Annotated in this window: 15 protein-coding genes; 13 read left to right on the top strand and 2 right to left on the bottom strand. The window is 70.9% G+C overall.

All coding sequences use genetic code 11. From position 1 onward, the window contains the following. Positions 1-11: 11 nt before the first annotated feature. On the top strand, positions 12-1,415 hold the full coding sequence (locus tag ACIQ7M_RS02085) for a glycoside hydrolase family 16 protein (RefSeq protein WP_355762087.1): 1,404 nt from the start codon (positions 12-14) through the stop codon (positions 1,413-1,415). A 109-nt stretch (positions 1,416-1,524) separates the two neighbouring features. Here ACIQ7M_RS02085 and ACIQ7M_RS02080 read toward each other — a convergent pair whose 3' ends face one another. Further along, positions 1,525-2,433, bottom strand: coding sequence for a helix-turn-helix domain-containing protein (locus ACIQ7M_RS02080; protein ID WP_403638759.1), 909 nt, complete (start codon positions 2,431-2,433; stop codon positions 1,525-1,527). A gap of 146 nt (positions 2,434-2,579) precedes the next feature. On the opposite strand from ACIQ7M_RS02080, the gene tkt reads away from it, so the two are divergent. From tkt to ACIQ7M_RS02035, 9 genes are all read left to right on the top strand, one after another. Next, positions 2,580-4,655 (top strand): transketolase, encoded by a 2,076-nt coding sequence (tkt, locus tag ACIQ7M_RS02075; protein ID WP_403638757.1) that lies wholly within the window; start codon positions 2,580-2,582, stop codon positions 4,653-4,655. A 19-nt stretch (positions 4,656-4,674) separates the two neighbouring features. Beyond that, the gene (gene tal / locus ACIQ7M_RS02070; RefSeq protein WP_403638755.1) at positions 4,675-5,844 is read left to right on the top strand and encodes a transaldolase; all 1,170 of its coding nucleotides are present in this window, start codon (positions 4,675-4,677) and stop codon (positions 5,842-5,844) included. Continuing rightward, entirely contained in the window at positions 5,841-7,568 is a 1,728-nt protein-coding gene (gene zwf / locus ACIQ7M_RS02065; protein WP_403638753.1) for a glucose-6-phosphate dehydrogenase, read from the top strand. The genes tal and zwf overlap by 4 nt, the downstream gene beginning before the upstream one ends. Continuing rightward, a complete protein-coding gene (opcA, locus tag ACIQ7M_RS02060) occupies positions 7,565-8,497 on the top strand; it encodes a glucose-6-phosphate dehydrogenase assembly protein OpcA (protein WP_355762072.1) in 933 nt (310 codons plus the stop codon). The genes zwf and opcA overlap by 4 nt, the downstream gene beginning before the upstream one ends. Continuing rightward, positions 8,490-10,136: a glucose-6-phosphate isomerase gene (gene pgi / locus ACIQ7M_RS02055; RefSeq protein WP_403638751.1), complete on the top strand. Its 1,647-nt coding sequence runs from the start codon at positions 8,490-8,492 to the stop codon at positions 10,134-10,136. The genes opcA and pgi overlap by 8 nt, the downstream gene beginning before the upstream one ends. Positions 10,137-10,143: 7 nt before the next feature. Beyond that, positions 10,144-11,022: a phosphogluconate dehydrogenase (NAD(+)-dependent, decarboxylating) gene (gene gnd / locus ACIQ7M_RS02050; protein WP_351862356.1), complete on the top strand. Its 879-nt coding sequence runs from the start codon at positions 10,144-10,146 to the stop codon at positions 11,020-11,022. A 9-nt stretch (positions 11,023-11,031) separates the two neighbouring features. Further along, positions 11,032-11,643: a histidine phosphatase family protein gene (locus ACIQ7M_RS02045; RefSeq protein ID WP_355776108.1), complete on the top strand. Its 612-nt coding sequence runs from the start codon at positions 11,032-11,034 to the stop codon at positions 11,641-11,643. 85 nt (positions 11,644-11,728) lie between these two features. After that, positions 11,729-12,184 (top strand): tellurite resistance TerB family protein, encoded by a 456-nt coding sequence (locus tag ACIQ7M_RS02040; RefSeq protein ID WP_386983486.1) that lies wholly within the window; start codon positions 11,729-11,731, stop codon positions 12,182-12,184. 165 nt (positions 12,185-12,349) lie between these two features. Beyond that, a complete protein-coding gene (locus ACIQ7M_RS02035; protein ID WP_403638748.1) occupies positions 12,350-13,039 on the top strand; it encodes a TetR family transcriptional regulator in 690 nt (229 codons plus the stop codon). Here the strand turns inward: ACIQ7M_RS02035 and ACIQ7M_RS02030 are convergent. Beyond that, a complete protein-coding gene (locus ACIQ7M_RS02030) occupies positions 13,031-13,468 on the bottom strand; it encodes a PPOX class F420-dependent oxidoreductase (RefSeq protein ID WP_403638746.1) in 438 nt (145 codons plus the stop codon). The two genes, ACIQ7M_RS02035 and ACIQ7M_RS02030, sit on opposite strands and share 9 nt — an antisense overlap. Before the next feature lie 92 nt (positions 13,469-13,560). Here ACIQ7M_RS02030 and ACIQ7M_RS02025 point away from each other — a divergent pair, with 92 nt between their 5' ends. The 3 genes from ACIQ7M_RS02025 to ACIQ7M_RS02015 are packed head-to-tail and all read left to right on the top strand — an operon-like array spanning position 13,561 to position 16,850. Next, on the top strand, positions 13,561-14,142 hold the full coding sequence (locus tag ACIQ7M_RS02025) for a TetR/AcrR family transcriptional regulator (protein WP_403638744.1): 582 nt from the start codon (positions 13,561-13,563) through the stop codon (positions 14,140-14,142). After that, a complete protein-coding gene (locus tag ACIQ7M_RS02020; RefSeq protein WP_403638742.1) occupies positions 14,139-15,593 on the top strand; it encodes an MFS transporter in 1,455 nt (484 codons plus the stop codon). Before ACIQ7M_RS02025 ends, ACIQ7M_RS02020 begins: the two co-directional genes overlap by 4 nt. A 30-nt stretch (positions 15,594-15,623) precedes the next feature. Then, a complete protein-coding gene (locus ACIQ7M_RS02015) occupies positions 15,624-16,850 on the top strand; it encodes a serine hydrolase domain-containing protein (RefSeq protein WP_403638740.1) in 1,227 nt (408 codons plus the stop codon). The last annotated feature ends 274 nt before the right edge of the window (positions 16,851-17,124 follow it).

Here is a 17,124-nt window from a genome sequence, read left to right as displayed (position 1 = left end):
AAGAGGCACCCATGAGTGAAACCTCCGGCACACCCAGACGCGGCTCGGTCCGACGCGTCCTCATCGCCGTGCTCAGCACCGTGAGCCTGGCGGCGGCCGCCGCGACCGCGGCCACCCTCCCGGCCAACGCTTCCGCGCCCACACCCCCCTCCGGCTGGTCCCAGGTCTTCGTCGACGACTTCACCGGGGCGGCCGGAAGCGGCGTCAACACCACCAACTGGCAGTACACGACGGGGACGAGCTACCCGGGCGGGCCGGCCAACTTCGGTACCGGCGAGGTCGAGACGATGACCTCCAGCACCAACAACGTCGCCCTGGACGGCAACGGCAACCTGCTGATCACCCCGCGCCGCGACGCCTCGGGCAACTGGACCTCGGGCCGCATCGAGACGAAGCGCACCGACTTCGAGCCCCCCGCCGGGGGCAAGCTGCGCATCGAGTCGCGGCTGCAGATGCCGAACGTGACCGGCGCCGCGGCCAAGGGCTACTGGCCCGCGTTCTGGGCGCTCGGCGCGCCCTACCGCGGCAACTACCAGAACTGGCCGGGCGTCGGCGAGCTGGACATCATGGAGAACGTCCAGGGCCTCAACACCGAGTGGGCCACGATGCACTGCGGCACCAGCCCGGGCGGCCCCTGCAACGAGACCAGCGGCATCGGCAACAACACGCCCTGTACCGGCACGACCTGCCAGGCGGGCTTCCACACGTACGCGATGGAGTGGGACCGCTCGACGAGCCCCGAGGAGGTCCGCTTCTACCTCGACGGCGTCAACTTCCACACGGTGAAGGCGAACCAGGTCGACGCGACCACCTGGGCGAACGCCACCAACCACGGCTACTTCGTCATTCTGAACGTCGCGATGGGCGGCGGGTTCCCGGGTGCCTTCGGCGGCGGCCCCGACAGCGGCACGGAACCGGGTCACCCGCTCGTCGTCGACTACGTCCAGGTGCTCCAGGCGGCCGGCAGCGGTGGCGGCGGCACCACTCCGCCGCCCACCGGCAACCGCGACGCCTACAGCGCCATCCAGGCCGAGTCGTACGACAGCCAGAGCGGTGTCGTCGGCGAGACCACGACGGACACCGGCGGCGGCCAGGACATCGGCTCCATCGCGAACGGCGACTACGCGCTCTACAAGGGCGTCAACTTCGGCTCCTCGGCGGCCACCCAGTTCTACGGCCGGGTCGCGAGCGGCGCGGCGGGCGGGGTCAGCGGCCTGGTCGAGGTGCGCCTCGACAGCCGTACGAGCACACCGGTCGCGAGCTTCGCGCTGGCCAACACCGGCGGCTGGCAGTCCTGGAGAACCGTACCGGCGAACATGAGCTCCGTGACCGGAACCCATGACGTCTATCTCACCTTCACCAGCGGCCAGCCCGCGGACTTCGTGAACGTCAACTGGTTCGACTTCGGTCACTGACAGGTGAGGTGACGGACAGTCACTCACTCTCCGGTCGTCACGGACAGGAGAGGTGAGGGGCCCACCCGTCACAGAGCCGAGCGGGACGGACGTACGCGGTCCGTCCCGCTCAGCGCAGTTCGGTCCGGAAGGCCACCGGGGTCGCCCCCGTGTGCTGGTGGAAGAACTTCGAGAAGTTGGCCGAGTCGGGGAAGCCGACGGCGGCCCCGACGCGCCCGATCGGCATGTCCGTGTGGGCGAGGAGCCGTTTGGCCTCCAGGACGACCCGCTTGTCGATGAACCCCTTGGGTGTCTGGCCGGTGGCGGCCCGCACGGCGCGCACCAGGGTGCGGCGCGAGTATCCGAGGGCGTCGGCGTAGGCGCTGACGCTGTGATTGACGGCGAAGTCCTTCTCCACCGCGTCCCGGAAACGGGTGAACGTGGTGTCCGTGTGCTCGTGGGTCGCCCCTGCGGAGCTCGCCGCGAGGTGGGCGAGACGCAGCAGGAACGCGGTGAGCGAGTGCCGCAGCACCGCGGTGTGCAGACTGAGCGGCAGCGTGGTGGTGTCGACGTACTCGCGCTCCAGTTGGGTCAGCGCGTGCTCCAGCGCGGCCAGCCGGTCGGCGTCGGGGCGCAGCAGCGGGGGCAGGTCGTAGCGGTAGAGGCCGGTCGCCTCGACGGTCGCGCGGGGCAGGAAGCCGGGCTGCATGGTCAGGACGGTGCCGCGGTAGCGGTCGGTGCTGGAGAAGCGGTGCACCTGGCCGGGCCGGATCCACAGGAGGTCGCCCGCGCGGGCCTCGTACTCGGCGAAGTCGACCATGTGCCGTACGGGCCCCTCGTGGAAGAGCATCACGACGTGGAAGTCGATGCGGTGCACGCGTTCCAGCGGGGCGTCCGCGTGCCAGGTGCGTCCGGTTCCCATCGCGCCGACCTGCATGCCCACGCCGGACAGGCTCAGATCGGCCGGAAAAGGAAAGGTCCTGATGCCGTCCCGGCCGCTCTCACCGCCGGTGCCGCCTTGGGTGGTTCTGTCGTTCATGTCCTTCTCGCGTCGGCTCGCCACGGCTCCATGTGTCCCACATTCACCGAAGGCTGACACACGGGCACCTTCCCCAGCAAAAGTCTGACTTTTAGGTTTGAAGGCACAGACCCTGTTTCAGCGCATCCCGTGAGGACTTCTTGAAGATGAGTACGCAGAGCTCCGACGGCTTCACCTGGACCGAGCTCGACCGCCGCGCCGTCGACACCGCCCGCCTTCTGGCCGCCGACGCCGTGCAGAAGGTCGGCAACGGTCACCCTGGCACCGCGATGAGCCTGGCCCCGGCGGCGTACACGCTCTTCCAGAAGGTGATGCGGCACGATCCGGCCGACCCGGAGTGGACGGGCCGCGACCGCTTCGTCCTCTCCCCCGGCCACACCTCGCTGACCCTCTACACCCAGCTCTTCCTGTCAGGTTATGAACTCGGCCTCGACGATCTGAAGGCGTTCCGCACTCACGGGTCCAAGACGCCCGGCCACCCCGAGTACGGACACACCGCCGGTGTGGAGACCACGACCGGTCCGCTCGGCCAGGGTGCCGCCAACGCCGTGGGCATGGCGATGGCGGCCCGCTACGAGCGCGGCCTGTTCGACCCCGAGGCCCCCGAGGGCGAGTCCCCGTTCGACCACACCATCTGGGCGATCGTCTCCGACGGCGACCTGGAGGAGGGCATCTCGGCGGAGGCCTCCTCGCTCGCCGGCCACCAGAAGCTCGGCAACCTCGTCTTCGTCTACGACGACAACCACATCTCCATCGAGGGCGACACGGCGACCGCCTTCTCCGAGGACGTCCTGAAGCGCTACGAGTCGTACGGCTGGCACGTGCAGCGCGTCGAGCCCTCGTCCGACGGCGACATCGACGTCCAGGCCCTTTACACCGCGCTCACGGCCGCGCGGGCCGAGACCGGGCGTCCGTCCATCATCGCGATGCGCACCGTCATCGCCTGGCCGGCGCCGAACGCGCGGAACACCGAGGCCTCGCACGGCTCGGCGCTGGGCGCCGAGGAGATCGCCGCCACCAAGCGGCTCCTGGGCTTCGACCCGGAGCAGACCTTCCAGGTCGACGCCGACGTGCTGGCCCACGCCCGTCGGGCCCTGGACCGGGGCGCCGAGGCGCACGCCGACTGGGACAAGCGGATCGGCGCGTGGCGCACCGAACGGCCCGAGAACGCGAAGCTCTTCGACCGGATCGTCGCCGGCCAGCTTCCCGAGGGCTGGGAGAGCGCGCTGCCGGTGTTCGAGGAGGGCACGGGTGTCGCCACCCGCGCCGCGTCCGGCAAGGTGCTCCAGACCCTCGGCGCGGTCATCCCCGAGCTGTGGGGCGGCTCCGCCGACCTCGCCGGCTCGAACAACACCACGATCGACAAGACGTCCTCCTTCCTTCCGGCGGACAACCCGCTGCCGGAGGCGAACCCGTACGGCCGCACGATCCACTTCGGCATCCGCGAGCACTCCATGGCCGCGGAGATGAACGGCATCGCGCTGCACGGCAACACCCGTATCTACGGCGGCACCTTCCTGGTGTTCTCCGACTACATGCGCAACGCCGTCCGCCTCTCCGCGCTGATGCAGCTCCCGGTGACGTACGTGTGGACGCACGACTCGATCGGACTCGGCGAGGACGGCCCCACCCACCAGCCGGTCGAGCACCTGGCCTCGCTCCGCGCCATCCCCGGCCTGAACATCGTCCGCCCGGCCGACGCCAACGAGACGGCCGTCGCCTGGGCCGAGATCCTCAAGCGGCACGCCACGAACCCGGCCCCGCACGGTCTGGCTCTCACCCGTCAGGGCGTACCGACGTACCCGGTCAACCCCGACGCGGCGCGCGGCGGTTACGTCCTGCGGGACGCCTCCACCGGGACCCCGGACGTCCTCCTCGTCGCGACCGGATCCGAGGTACAGCTCGCCGTCGCGGCGCGTGAGCTGCTGGAGGCCGAGGGCGTGGGCACCCGGGTGGTGTCGATGCCGTCCGTCGAGTGGTTCGAGGAGCAGTCCCCCGAGTACCGGGCGAGCGTCCTTCCGCCGTCCGTGCGGGCCCGCGTGGCGGTCGAGGCCGGGATCGCCCTGACCTGGTACCGGTACGTCGGTGACGCCGGGCGCGTCGTCTCGCTGGAGCACTTCGGTGCCTCGGCCGACGCCGGGACGCTGTTCGCCGAGTTCGGCTTCACCCCCGAGAACGTCGCCGCCGCCGCGCGGGAATCTCTTGCCGCAGTCCGCGGTTGATCCGTTCGCACAAAGGAAGATGATCACTGTGACCGAAGCGACCGCGACCGCGGCAACCCTGAAGCGCCTCTCCGACGAAGGCGTCTCCATCTGGCTCGACGACCTCTCCCGCAAGCGGATCGAGTCCGGCAACCTGGCCGAACTCGTCGCGACGCGGCACGTGGTGGGCGTGACCACCAACCCGTCCATCTTCCAGGCCGCCATCGGCTCCGGTGAGGGGTACGAGCAGCAGCTCGCCGACCTCGCCGTGCGCGGTGTGACCGTCGACGAGGCCGTCCGGATGATGACGACCGCGGACGTGCGCGCCGCCGCCGACATCCTGCGCCCGGTGTACGAGGCGACCGGCGGCCGGGACGGCCGGGTCTCCATCGAGGTCGACCCCCGGCTGGCCCACGACACCACCGCGACCATCGCCGAGGCCAAGCAGCTCGCCTGGCTGGTCGACCGCCCGAACGTAATGATCAAGATCCCGGCGACGAAGGCCGGCCTCCCGGCGATCACCGAGGTCATCGGCCTCGGCATCAGCGTCAACGTCACGCTGATCTTCTCCCTGGAGCGCTACCGCGAGGTCATGGACGCCTATCTGGCGGGCCTGGAGCGGGCGCTGGCCGCGGGCGTCGACCTCGCCGGCATCCACTCCGTCGCCTCCTTCTTCGTCTCCCGCGTCGACAGCGAGATCGACAAGCGGCTCACGAAGACCGGCACGGACGAGGCCCTCGCGCTCAAGGGCAGGGCCGCGCTCGCCAACGCGCGACTGGCCTTCGAGGCCTACGAGGACGTGTTCGGCTCGGTCGACGGCTCGGCGCGAGGCGGCGACCGCTGGACCGCGCTCGCCCCGTCCGGGGCCCAGAAGCAGCGTCCGCTGTGGGCCTCCACGGGCGTCAAGGACCCCGCGTACAAGGACACCCTGTACGTCGACGAGCTGGTCGCGCCCGGCACGGTCAACACCATGCCGGAGGGGACGCTGAACGCCACCGCGGACCACGGTGACATCCACGGCGACGCGGTGACCGGCGGCTACCCTCAGGCGCGCGCCGATCTGGCCGCGGTCGAGGCGCTCGGGATCTCCTACGACGAGGTCGTCGGGCAACTGGAGAACGAGGCCGTCGCGAAGTTCGAGGCGGCCTGGGAAGACCTTCTCGAAGCGGTGGCGACCTCGCTCCGCGGCAAGGGAGTTGAAGGGGAATGACCAAGGGTGAGGCGCTTTCCGACGGTGACCCGAAGGATGCGGCCGCCGCGCCGCAGGGATCCGGTGACCCGGCCGTGGAACCGGACGGCCTGACGCCCGAGGCCCTCGCCGCGGCGCTCGGCGACCCGGCGACCGAGGTCCTCGCCGACGCGCTCGGCGACCCGGCGACCGGGGACCTCGCCCGGGCCCTCGGTGTGGCCGCCGACTGGGACAACCCGCTGCGCGACCCGCGCGACCGCCGGCTCCCCCGGATCGCGGGCCCCTCCGGCCTGGTCATCTTCGGTGTCACCGGCGACCTGTCCCGCAAGAAGCTGATGCCGGCCGTGTACGACCTCGCCAACCGGGGTCTGCTGCCGCCGGGCTTCTCGCTCCTCGGGTTCGCCCGCCGCGAGTGGGAGGACCAGGACTTCGCGCAGGTGGTGCACGACTCGGTGCGCGAGCACGCGCGGACCGAGTTCCGCGAGGAGGTCTGGCAGCAGCTGGCCGAGGGCATGCGGTTCATCCCCGGCGACTTCGACGACGACACGGCGTTCAAGCAACTGCGTGCGGCCGTCGATGAGTTGGACGCCTCCCGGGGCACCAGCGGCAACTACGCCTTCTACCTCTCCGTACCGCCGAAGTTCTTCCCGAAGGTGGTGCGGCAGCTCAGGAAGCACGGTCTCGCGAGCGCCCCCGAGGGTTCCTGGCGGCGCGCGGTCATCGAAAAGCCGTTCGGCCGCGACCTGGCGAGCGCCCGCGAGCTGAACAGGATCGTGCACGACGTGTTCGACCCGGACCAGGTGTTCCGGATCGACCACTACCTCGGCAAGGAGACCGTCCAGAACATCCTGGCGCTCCGCTTCGCCAACCAGATGTACGAGCCCGTCTGGAACCGGTCGTACGTCGACCACGTCCAGATCACCATGGCCGAGGACATCGGCATCGGCGGCCGGGCCGGCTACTACGACGGCATCGGCTCCGCCCGGGACGTCATCCAGAACCACCTGCTCCAGCTCATGGCGCTGACGGCCATGGAGGAACCGGCCGCCTTCGACGCCGAGTCGCTGCTCGCCGAGAAGCTCAAGGTCCTCAGGGCCGTGAAGCTGCCGGAGAACCTGGGCGAGCACACCGTACGCGGCCAGTACGCGGCGAGCTGGCAGGGCGGCGCGCGGGTGCGCGGCTACCTCCAGGAGGACGGCATCGACCCCGCGTCGACGACCGACACCTACGCCGCCGTCAAGCTCCAGGTCGACAACCGCCGTTGGGCGGGTGTCCCCTTCTACCTGCGGACCGGCAAGCGGCTGGGCCGCCGGGTCACCGAGATCGCGGTGGTCTTCCAGCGCGCCCCGCACTCCCCGTTCGACTCCACGGCCACCGAGGAGCTCGGCGCGAACGCGATCGTCATCCGCGTCCAGCCCGACGAGGGCATGACCGTGCGCTTCGGATCCAAGGTGCCGGGTACCTCCATGGAGATCCGGGACGTCACCATGGACTTCGCGTACGGCGAGTCGTTCACCGAGTCCAGCCCGGAGGCGTACGAACGGCTGATCCTGGATGTCCTGCTCGGCGACGCCAATCTCTTCCCCCGCCACCAGGAGGTGGAAGAGTCCTGGAAGATCCTCGACCCGATCGAGGGGTACTGGGAGAGCCACGGCACGCCCGCGCAGTACCCCTCGGGCAGTTGGGGCCCGGAGGAAGCCGACGAGATGCTCGCACGAGACGGACGGAGCTGGCGCAGGCCATGAAGATCGACCTGACCGATACCACGGCAAGCAAGATCAACAAGGCGCTCGTACGGGGGCGCCGTGCCATCGGCACCCCCGCCGTGGGCATGGTCCTGACGATGGTCATCGTCACCGACGAGGAGAACGCGTACGACTCCATCAAGGCGGCCGAGGAGGCCTCGCGGGAGCACCCCTCGCGCACCCTCGTCGTCATCAAGCGGGTCGCCCGCACCCCGCGCGACCGCACCAACTCCCGCCTCGACGCCGAGGTGCGCGTCGGCTCGGACGCGGGCACCGGCGAGACGGTCGTCCTGCGGACGTACGGCGAGGTCTCGGACCACGCCGACTCGGTGGTCCTGCCGCTGCTGCTGCCGGACGCCCCCGTCGTCGTGTGGTGGCCGGTGGACGCGCCCGCCAACCCCGTCAAGGACCCGCTGGGCGCCCTCGCCCAGCGCCGGATCACCGACATGTACGCCGTCGAGGCACCGCTCCAGGCGCTGGACGCCCGCGCCGCCTCGTACGCGCCGGGCGACACCGACCTGGCCTGGACCCGGCTCACCCCCTGGCGCTCCATGCTGGCGGCGGCGCTCGACCAGGCCCGTGCGAAGGTGATCTCGGCGACCGTCGAGAGCGAGGCGCAGAACCCGAGCGCCGAACTGCTGGCCCGCTGGCTGGAGGCCCGCCTCCAGGTCAGGACCGAGCGTGTCGAGACCGCGGGACCCGTGGTGACCGCCGTCCGGCTCGGCACGGAGAACGGGGAGATCGTCATCGACCGCCCCGAGGGCCCGCTGGCCACCCTGTCCCTGCCCGGTCAGCCCTCCCGCACCCTCGCGCTGAAGGTGCGCTCCACCTCCCAGCTCATCGCCGAGGAACTGCGCCGCCTGGACGCGGACGAGATGTACGCCATCGCCCTGCGCGGCGAGGCACCCAAGGAGACCCCCCGTGTCTGACTACCCCAAGCCCACCCGCCGTCCGGAGTGGGTGGCCCTGGAGGACCACCGCGCGACCGCGCTGCTCCACCCGCGGCTGCGTGACCTGTTCGCCGCCGACCCCGCGCGCGCCGAGCGCTATGTCGTGCGGGTCGGCGATCTGCGGATCGACTACTCCAAGCACCTGATCACCGACGAGACCCTGGCCCTGCTCCAGGAACTCGCCGTCGCCACGGACGTGTTCGGGCTGCGGGACGCGACGTTCCGGGGCGAGAAGATCAACACGACCGAGGACCGGGCGGTGCTGCACACCGCGCTGCGGGCGCCACGGGACGCGGTGGTCGAGGTCGACGGGGAGAACGTCGTGCCGGCCGTGCACGCGGTCCTGGACAAGATGGCGGACTTCGCCGGGCGGGTCCGCTCGGGCGAGTGGACCGGTCACACCGGCAAGCGCATCAAGAACGTCGTGAACGTCGGCATCGGCGGCTCCGACCTCGGCCCCGCCATGGCCTACGAGGTGCTGCGCTCCTTCACCGACCGCTCGCTGACCGTGCGGTTCGTGTCGAACGTGGACGGCGCCGACCTGCACGAGGCCGTACGCGACCTGGACCCGGCGGAGACGCTGTTCGTCATCGCCTCCAAGACGTTCACCACGATCGAGACGATCACCAACGCCACCTCCGCGCGTTCCTGGCTGCTCGCCGGGCTCGGCGAGGAGAAGGCGGTCGCGAAGCACTTCGTGGCGCTGTCGACGAACGCGGAGAAGGTGTCGGACTTCGGCATCGACACGGCGAACATGTTCGAGTTCTGGGACTGGGTCGGCGGGCGTTACTCGTTCGACTCGGCGATCGGCCTGTCGCTGATGATCGCGATCGGCCCGGACCGCTTCCGCGAGATGCTCGACGGTTTCCACCTCGTCGACGAGCACTTCCGCACGGCTCCCGCCGAGGCCAACGCTCCTCTGCTGCTGGGTCTGTTGGGTATCTGGTACGGCAACTTCCACGACGCGCAGTCGCACGCCGTGCTGCCGTACTCGCACTACCTGTCGAAGTTCACGGCCTACCTCCAGCAGCTCGACATGGAGTCCAACGGCAAGTCCGTGGACCGTGACGGCAACCCGGTGGAGTGGCAGACGGGACCGCTGGTCTGGGGCACGCCCGGCACCAACGGCCAGCACGCCTACTACCAGTTGATCCACCAGGGCACCAAGCTGATCCCCGCCGACTTCATCGGCTTCGTCAACCCGGTCGGTGAACTGAGCGACGAACTCGCCGCCCAGCACGACCTGCTGATGGCGAACTTCTTCGCGCAGACGCAGGCGCTGGCGTTCGGCAAGACCCCGGACGAGGTCCGTGCCGAGGGGGTGCCCGAGGAACTGGTGCCGCACAAGACGTTCCAGGGCAACCACCCCACCACCACGATCCTCGCCGCCGAACTGACCCCCTCGGTCCTCGGCCAGTTGATCGCCCTCTACGAGCACAAGGTGTTCGTCCAGGGCGCCGTCTGGAACATCGATTCCTTCGACCAGTGGGGCGTCGAACTCGGCAAGGTGCTCGCCAAGCGCGTCGAACCCGCCCTGACCGAGGGCGCCGACGTCCCCGGACTCGACCCCTCCACGGCCGCTCTCGTGGCCGCTTACCGCACTCTCCGGAAGAAGTGAACTGACAATGCAGCTCGGACTCATCGGCCTCGGCAAGATGGGCGGCAACATGCGCGAGCGCATACGCCGCGCCGGCCACACCGTCGTCGGCTACGACCGTAATCCGGACCTCGCCGACGTGCACAGCCTCGCCGAACTCGTGGGCAGCCTCGAAGGCCCGCGCGTGGTCTGGGTGATGGTGCCGGCCGGCGCCCCCACCCAGACCGTTATCGACGAACTCGGTGACCTGCTGGAGGCCGGCGACACGGTCGTGGACGGCGGCAACTCCCGCTGGACGGACGACGAGAAGCACGCCGAGGAGCTGGCGGCCAAGGGCATCGGCTTCGTCGACGCCGGTGTCTCGGGCGGTGTGTGGGGCCTGGAGAACGGCTACGCACTGATGGTCGGCGGCGACGCCGAGAACATCGAGAAGGTGCGCCCGGTCTTCGACGCGCTCAAGCCGGAGGGCGACTTCGGCTTCGTGCACGCCGGCAAGGTGGGCGCGGGCCACTTCTCCAAGATGGTCCACAACGGCATCGAGTACGCCATGATGCAGGCGTACGCCGAGGGCTGGGAGCTCCTGGAGAAGGTCGACTCGGTCACCGACGTACGCGAGGTGTTCCGCTCCTGGCAGGAGGGCACGGTCATCCGTTCCTGGCTGCTCGACCTCGCGGTCAACGCCCTGGACGGCGACGAGCACCTGGACAAGCTGCGCGGTCACGCGGAGGACTCCGGCGAGGGCCGCTGGACCGTCGAGGCGGCCATCGACAACGCCGTTCCGCTGCCTGCCATCACGGCCTCGCTCTTCGCCCGCTTCGCCTCGCGGCAGGACGACTCGCCGCAGATGAAGATGATCGCGGCGCTGCGCAACCAGTTCGGCGGTCACGCCGTCGAGTCGGCGAAGTAGGGAAGGACCATGGGCGATCTCATCCTGGTCCGCCACGGAGAGACCGAGTGGACGCTGACGGGACAGCACACGAGCTGGACCGATCTTCCGCTCACCCGGCACGGCGAGGAACAGGCCGAGTCCCTCGCGCCGTTCTTCGCCGGGCGCTCCTTCGCCCAGGTCCTGACCAGTCCCCTCGGCCGCGCGGTCCGGACGGCGGAACTCGCGGGGCTGTCCGGCCCGCGGACCGACCCCGATCTGCACGAGTGGGACTACGGCGGCTACGAGGGGATCACCACCCGCGCCATCCACCGGGCCCGGCCCGGCTGGGTGCTGTGGGACGACGGGGTGCCGCCCGGCCCGGACGGCCACCCCGGCGAATCACCCCGTGAGGTGGGCGAGCGCGCCGACCGGGTGCTCTCCCGGGTGGACGCCGCGCTCTGCGACCGGCCGGGTGATGTGGTGCTGGTGGCGCACGCGCACTTCCTGCGGGTGCTCACCGCCCGCCGGCTGGGGCTGCCGCCCGAGTCGGGACGGTTGTTCCAGCTCTCGACCGGGACCGTCAGCCGGCTCTCCACCGAACACGGCGATCCGGTGATCGCCGCGTGGAATCAACCGGGAACTTCCGTCACGGTCCACTAGTTTCCACCCTGCCGCTGTAAAACCGAGGAGCTCTCCGGTCCGCCCGCCCGGGCGGACCGGGCTCTTGACTACGTATGGAGTTCTCATGGCCCTGTGGGACCGCATCAAGGAGTCCGCGTCGACGATGCAGACCCAGCTCGTGGCGAAGAAGAACGATCTCAAGAGCGGCGCCTTCCGTGACGCGAGCATGGCCATGTGCGCCCTCGTCGCGGCGGCGGACGGCTCGATCGACCCGTCCGAGCGGCAGCGCGTGGCCCAGCTCATCGCCACGAACGAGGTCCTGCAGAACTTCGACGCCGTGGACCTCCAGCGCCGTTTCGACGACAACCTGAACAAGCTGACCGCCGACTTCGCCTTCGGCAAGGTCAGCGTGCTCCAGGAGATCGCCAAGGCGAAGAAGAAGCCCGCCGAGGCACGTGCCGTCATCCAGATCGGCATCGTCATCGGCGGCGCCGACGGCGACTTCGACAAGACCGAGCAGGCCGTCGTGCGCGAGGCGTGCTTCACGCTCGACCTGCCGCCGCACGAGTTCGACCTGTAGGACACCCCCTTCCGCCGGGCCGCGGTCGTTCGACGCCCCGGTGCGCCTCGCCGCGCGGCGAGGCGCACCGGGGCGCTTCGCGCTTCGTACCGTGGTGAGTGCCGAGCCCGCGGTACGCCGCTTCTAGAATCGCGGGCACCGACCCTCTCGCCCGAAGGAAGCCCGATGACCAGCGTCGAAGAGCCGGCACGACCTGGCGGGCGCATCCGCGACGCCGCCCGCACCAGGGCCGAGATTCTCGACGTGGCGACCCAGGAATTCTCCCGCGCCGGGTTCGCGGGCGCACGGGTCGACGAGATCGCCGCTCGCACCAGTACCACCAAGCGGATGATCTACTACTACTTCGGCGGCAAGGAGCGGCTCTTCACGGCGGTCCTGGAGCGCGCCTACTCGGCGATCCGGCAGGCCGAACAGGAGCTGGACGTCGAGCATCTGGACCCGGTCGCGGCGATCCGCCGGCTCGCCGAGCTGACCTTCGACCATCACGAGGCGCACCCCGACTTCATCCGCCTGGTGAGCATCGAGAACATCCACGAGGCCGAACACATCACGAACTCCGCGGCGCTGGGCAGGATCGGCTCGCCCGCGCTCGACGTGATCGGCCGGATCCTGGCGACCGGCAGGGAGTCGGGGCTGTTCACCGCCGACGTCGACGCCGTGGACCTGCACGCGATGATCAGCGCCTTCTGCTTCTTCCGCGTCTCGAACCGGCACACGTTCGGCGCCCTGTTCGGCCGCGACCTGACCGCCCCGAACCAGCGGGAGCACTATCGCGCGATGCTCGGGGACATGGTCATCGCCTATCTGACCGCGGACCGCGCGGCGAAGTCGGCGGGCCGCCACGGTTCAGCGTGACGGGATCCCGTACGCCCGCTCCACGTGGAGCCGGAGCACCAGGCGGCGGTCGCGGACCATCGCCGCGCGGTAGTCGTCCCAGTCGGGATGTTCGCCGAGGACGTCCCGGTAGACCCGGATGAGCTCCTCCACGGTCTCGTCGTGCGGATCCGCGGCGACCGGCGTCAGCTCGGCCGTGCCCTCGACGACCGTGTAGGCCCACCGGTCCGCGCTGGTCACGTGGTACGAGGCCCGTGGGTCCCGGCGCAGATTCCGGGTCTTGGCCCGGTCGTCGGTGAGCGACACGCGGACGACGCCCTCGTCGGGGTAGTACACGTGGCTGACGTTCGAGAGCTGGGGCCGGCCGTCCTTCTTCAGGGTCACGAGCACTCCGCCCTTGTACGCGGAGAGCAGTTTCAGCAGTGCGTCCTGGGTCTCTTCTTCGCTCATATCCGCGTCAACGCTCCCGATACGTCACGTCATCCCGGATACGCCACGCCATCCCGTAGACACTGTCTACCGCGGGCTGGTAGACAGTGTCCATGGACGAGCTGGAAACCACCGGACTGCGGGCGCGGCTGATCGACGTCGGAGTCGAACTCGTGACGGCGGAGGGCGCGCAGGCGCTGACCCTGCGGGAGATCGCCCGGCGGGCGGGGGTCTCGCACGGCGCTCCGCGCCGCTGGTTCCCGACCCATCTGGAACTGCTGTCCGCCATCGCGCGCCGCGGCTTCACCGACCTCCAGCACCGCGCGGCGAAGGCGGTCGACGGCACGGGGAGCGACCCCCGCGCCCGGCTCACCGCCCTCGCGAAGGCGTACCTGGACTTCGCGCTGTCCCAGCGCGGGATGTACGAGCTGATGTTCCGTCACGACCTGTTGGAGAGCAACCGGTTGGGGCTTCGCGAGACAAGCCTTCCGTTGTTCCGGACGCTGGTGGAGCTCGTCGGCCGGGTGCGCCCCGAGGCCGACGCGCGGATCCTCGCCGGCGCCCTCTGGGCGAACCTGCACGGCATCGCCCAACTGTGGGGCTGGGGAAGCCTGAAGCTCGCCACGGACGCCGAGGACCACACCCCGCTGCTGATGGCGGCGCTCGACGCGCACCTCGGACCGGAGAAACGATGACGGCCCCCGCCGAGCCGGCCGCGCGCCCCGCCTCGCCAAGGGCGGCCCACCGCCGGATCACCCTCGCGAGCAGCGTCGTCGGTGCGGTGATCGTCGCCCTCGACGGCACGGTCCTCACCGTCGCGCAGCCCACGCTCCAGGGCGACCTGGGCGCCTCGCTCACCCAGGTGCAGTGGACCAGCACCGGGTACCTCATCGCGGTGGCGGGCCTGCTGGTGTTCGCGGGACGCCTCGGGGACCGCTACGGGCATCAACGGATCTTCGCGCTCGGCATCCTGGGCTTCGGAGCGGCCTCGGCGGGCATCGCACTCGTACCCGGGATCACCTGGGTGATCACGCTGCGGGTCGCGCAGGGTGTCTTCGGCGCGCTGTTGCAACCGGCCACGCTCGGCATGCTGCGCGCCGCGTACCCGCCCGACCGGCTCGGGACGCCCATCGCGCTGCGGGCGAGCGCCATCGGGATCGCCGCGGCCGCGGGTCCGCTGCTGGGCGGCACGCTCGTCGGGCACTTCGGATGGCGGTCGGTCTTCCTCCTGAACGTGCCGCCCGCGCTGGCGATGGGCGTGGCGGCCCTCGCCGTCCGGTCCCCGGCCGCCCCCGGGCCCCGGGCCGGTCGTCCGGCGGCGGCCGACGGCCTGGATGTGCCGGGCGCCTGCCTGCTCACCGTCGCCCTGGTCGCCCTGGTGCACACCCTGGTCGCCGTGCCCGGAACCGGCTGGACGGCGCGGACCGCGGCCGGACTGGCCGTGACCCTCGCCGCCGGCACCGCGTTCGTCCGCCGCCAACGCCGGGCCGCGAGCCCCCTGGTGCCGTCCGAGATCCTCGGCTCGGCCACCATCGGCGCGGCGCTCGGCATCCTGGTGGCCGTGTCCGCCGCGATGCTCGGCACCCTGTTCGTCGCCATCTACTTCCTCCAGCGCACCCTGGGCCTCGACCCGCAGGAGACCGGCCTGCGGGCGCTGCCGGCCGGTGTGACGATGGTGCTCGGCGCTCCGCTGGCCGCCGTCCTGATGCGCAGGTTCGGCCCGCGGCAGACCGCCGTGGCCGGAACGCTCGTCCTCACGCTCGGTGTCCTGCTCCTGGCCCGGCTCGGCCCGGCGTCGACGGCCGTGCCCGTCTCCTGCGCCTTCCTGTTGCTGGGCGCCGGTTTCGTGACGGTGATGGTGACCACGACGGCGGTCGTCGTACGGCACGCCCCCGCGGCGTCGGCCGGTGTGGCGGGCGGCCTGCAGCAGACGGCGATGAACATCGGACCCGTGCTGGGGATCGCGGTGGCGGCCACGCTGATGTCGCTGACGCGCGGCGCCGCCATCGGTCCCCCGCTCGCCGTGCTCGCGGTGTTCTCCGCGACGGGAACGCTGCTGGCCCTGGGGCTTCCGGGGCACAAGGACACCGTGAGGCCCGCCGGGGGACGCCCGGCCGACGCGTCACCAGCCCGTTTGGGACGATGAGGGACACGAGCCGCGGTCCGGAGGAGAACCATGGGAGATCTGCGACAGGACGTCGAGCCGGGATCCGTCGGACTCGACCCCGGGGCACTGGACCGGCTCGACCGGCACTTCGCCGCCCTGGTCGACGACGGCCGGCTCCCCGGCTTCCTGGTCGCCGTCTCCCGGCACGGGCGGGTCGCCCACCTCACGACGTACGGCCGGCGCGACCGTGCTGCGGGACTCCCGGTGGAGAGCGACACGCTGTGGCGGATCTACTCCATGACCAAGCCGGTCACCTCGGTCGCGGCGCTCATGCTGCTCGAGGAGGGCCGCCTCGGACTCGACGACCCGGTGGCCGACTTCCTTCCCGCGTTCGCCGAACCACGGGTGTACGTCGGCGGGGCCGGGCCGGACACGAGGACCCGGCCGGCCGAACAGCCCCTCCTGATGCGCCACTTGCTGACCCACACGGCGGGCCTGACCTTCGGCTTCTACCACGCGCATCCCGTCGACGGGCTCTACCGGGACGCCGGTGTGGAGTCGTCCGTGGCCCCGGGCGCCGATCTGGCCGAGACCTGCGAGGTGTACGCCCGGCTGCCGCTCCAGTTCGAGCCCGGCACCCGGTGGAACTACTCGGTGGCGACCAATGTCCTCGGCCGGGTCATCGAGGTCGTCTCCGGCGAGGACCTCGACGTCTTCCTGCACCGGCGCGTCCTCGGACCGCTCGGGATGACGGACGCGGGCTTCCAGGTCACGGACGAACAGGCGGGCAGGCTGGCCGAGTTGTACGGGGAGGACGAGGCCGGGGAGCTCGTCCCGATCGCCGGTCTCCCGCTGCACGGCCGGCCCCGGTTCCTGTCGGGCAGCGGGGGGATGGTCGCCACGGCCCGCGACTACCACCGCTTCATGGAGATGCTCCGGCGCCGCGGCGAACTCGACGGAACCCGTCTGCTGCGTCCCGGGACCGTGGACCTGATGGCGTCCAACCATCTGCCCGGCAACGCCGACCGGCGCTCCTTCGGCAGCCCGGTCCACCAGGAACCCGGCAACGCCGGCCTCGGTTTCGGCCTGGGCGTCTCCGTCGTGGTGGACCAGTCGGCCACCCGGGCGCCTTCCAGCGAGGGCGCGTTCGGCTGGAGCGGGGTGGCCACCACGACGTTCTGGGTCGACCCGCGCCGCGATCTGACCGTGCAGTTCCTGAGCCAACTGCGCCCGAGGGGTTCTCACTCGGTGTTCCCGGATCTCAAGCGGCTGGTGCACGAGGCCGTACGGTCCTGATCCGCGCGGAATCGGCCGGTCGACGCGGAACGCGTCCCGCACGCACGGGTCAAGCACCGTCGCGGGCACGATCACGTCCGCGCGGACCAGCAGCACCTGCCGGTCCGGCCGGGCGACGGGCCCTGGCCGCGGGCACGGTGAACGCCACGGCGACTCCCGAGAGGAAGCCGCGGGCGGTGATGGGCGTCGTCGGGGCGGCCGAGACCGGACTCACCGGCACGACCCGCCGGAGGCCGGCGCCGCGCGGGGGTGCCGTCCTGGCCCCCGGCACGCG

The organism is Streptomyces sp. NPDC096324 (assembly GCF_044763015.1).
In the GTDB taxonomy this organism is placed as follows: Bacteria; Actinomycetota; Actinomycetes; order Streptomycetales; family Streptomycetaceae; genus Streptomyces.
This window is presented reverse-complemented; position numbering and strand designations above follow the sequence as displayed.

What these genes read in the sequence shown, in the direction of transcription:
- gnd (WP_351862356.1), top strand. Translation starts at nt 10,144, where the DNA reads ATGCAGCTCGGACTCATCGGCCTCGGCAAGATGGGCGGCAACATGCGC.
- zwf (WP_403638753.1), top strand. Translation starts at nt 5,841, where the DNA reads ATGACCAAGGGTGAGGCGCTTTCCGACGGTGACCCGAAGGATGCGGCC.
- ACIQ7M_RS02030 (WP_403638746.1), bottom strand. Translation starts at nt 13,468, where the DNA reads ATGAGCGAAGAAGAGACCCAGGACGCACTGCTGAAACTGCTCTCCGCG.
- tkt (WP_403638757.1), top strand. Translation starts at nt 2,580, where the DNA reads ATGAGTACGCAGAGCTCCGACGGCTTCACCTGGACCGAGCTCGACCGC.
- ACIQ7M_RS02025 (WP_403638744.1), top strand. Translation starts at nt 13,561, where the DNA reads ATGGACGAGCTGGAAACCACCGGACTGCGGGCGCGGCTGATCGACGTC.
- ACIQ7M_RS02020 (WP_403638742.1), top strand. Translation starts at nt 14,139, where the DNA reads ATGACGGCCCCCGCCGAGCCGGCCGCGCGCCCCGCCTCGCCAAGGGCG.
- ACIQ7M_RS02015 (WP_403638740.1), top strand. Translation starts at nt 15,624, where the DNA reads ATGGGAGATCTGCGACAGGACGTCGAGCCGGGATCCGTCGGACTCGAC.
- ACIQ7M_RS02080 (WP_403638759.1), bottom strand. Translation starts at nt 2,433, where the DNA reads ATGAACGACAGAACCACCCAAGGCGGCACCGGCGGTGAGAGCGGCCGG.
- tal (WP_403638755.1), top strand. Translation starts at nt 4,675, where the DNA reads ATGATCACTGTGACCGAAGCGACCGCGACCGCGGCAACCCTGAAGCGC.
- ACIQ7M_RS02085 (WP_355762087.1), top strand. Translation starts at nt 12, where the DNA reads ATGAGTGAAACCTCCGGCACACCCAGACGCGGCTCGGTCCGACGCGTC.
- ACIQ7M_RS02035 (WP_403638748.1), top strand. Translation starts at nt 12,350, where the DNA reads ATGACCAGCGTCGAAGAGCCGGCACGACCTGGCGGGCGCATCCGCGAC.
- opcA (WP_355762072.1), top strand. Translation starts at nt 7,565, where the DNA reads ATGAAGATCGACCTGACCGATACCACGGCAAGCAAGATCAACAAGGCG.
- ACIQ7M_RS02040 (WP_386983486.1), top strand. Translation starts at nt 11,729, where the DNA reads ATGGCCCTGTGGGACCGCATCAAGGAGTCCGCGTCGACGATGCAGACC.
- ACIQ7M_RS02045 (WP_355776108.1), top strand. Translation starts at nt 11,032, where the DNA reads ATGGGCGATCTCATCCTGGTCCGCCACGGAGAGACCGAGTGGACGCTG.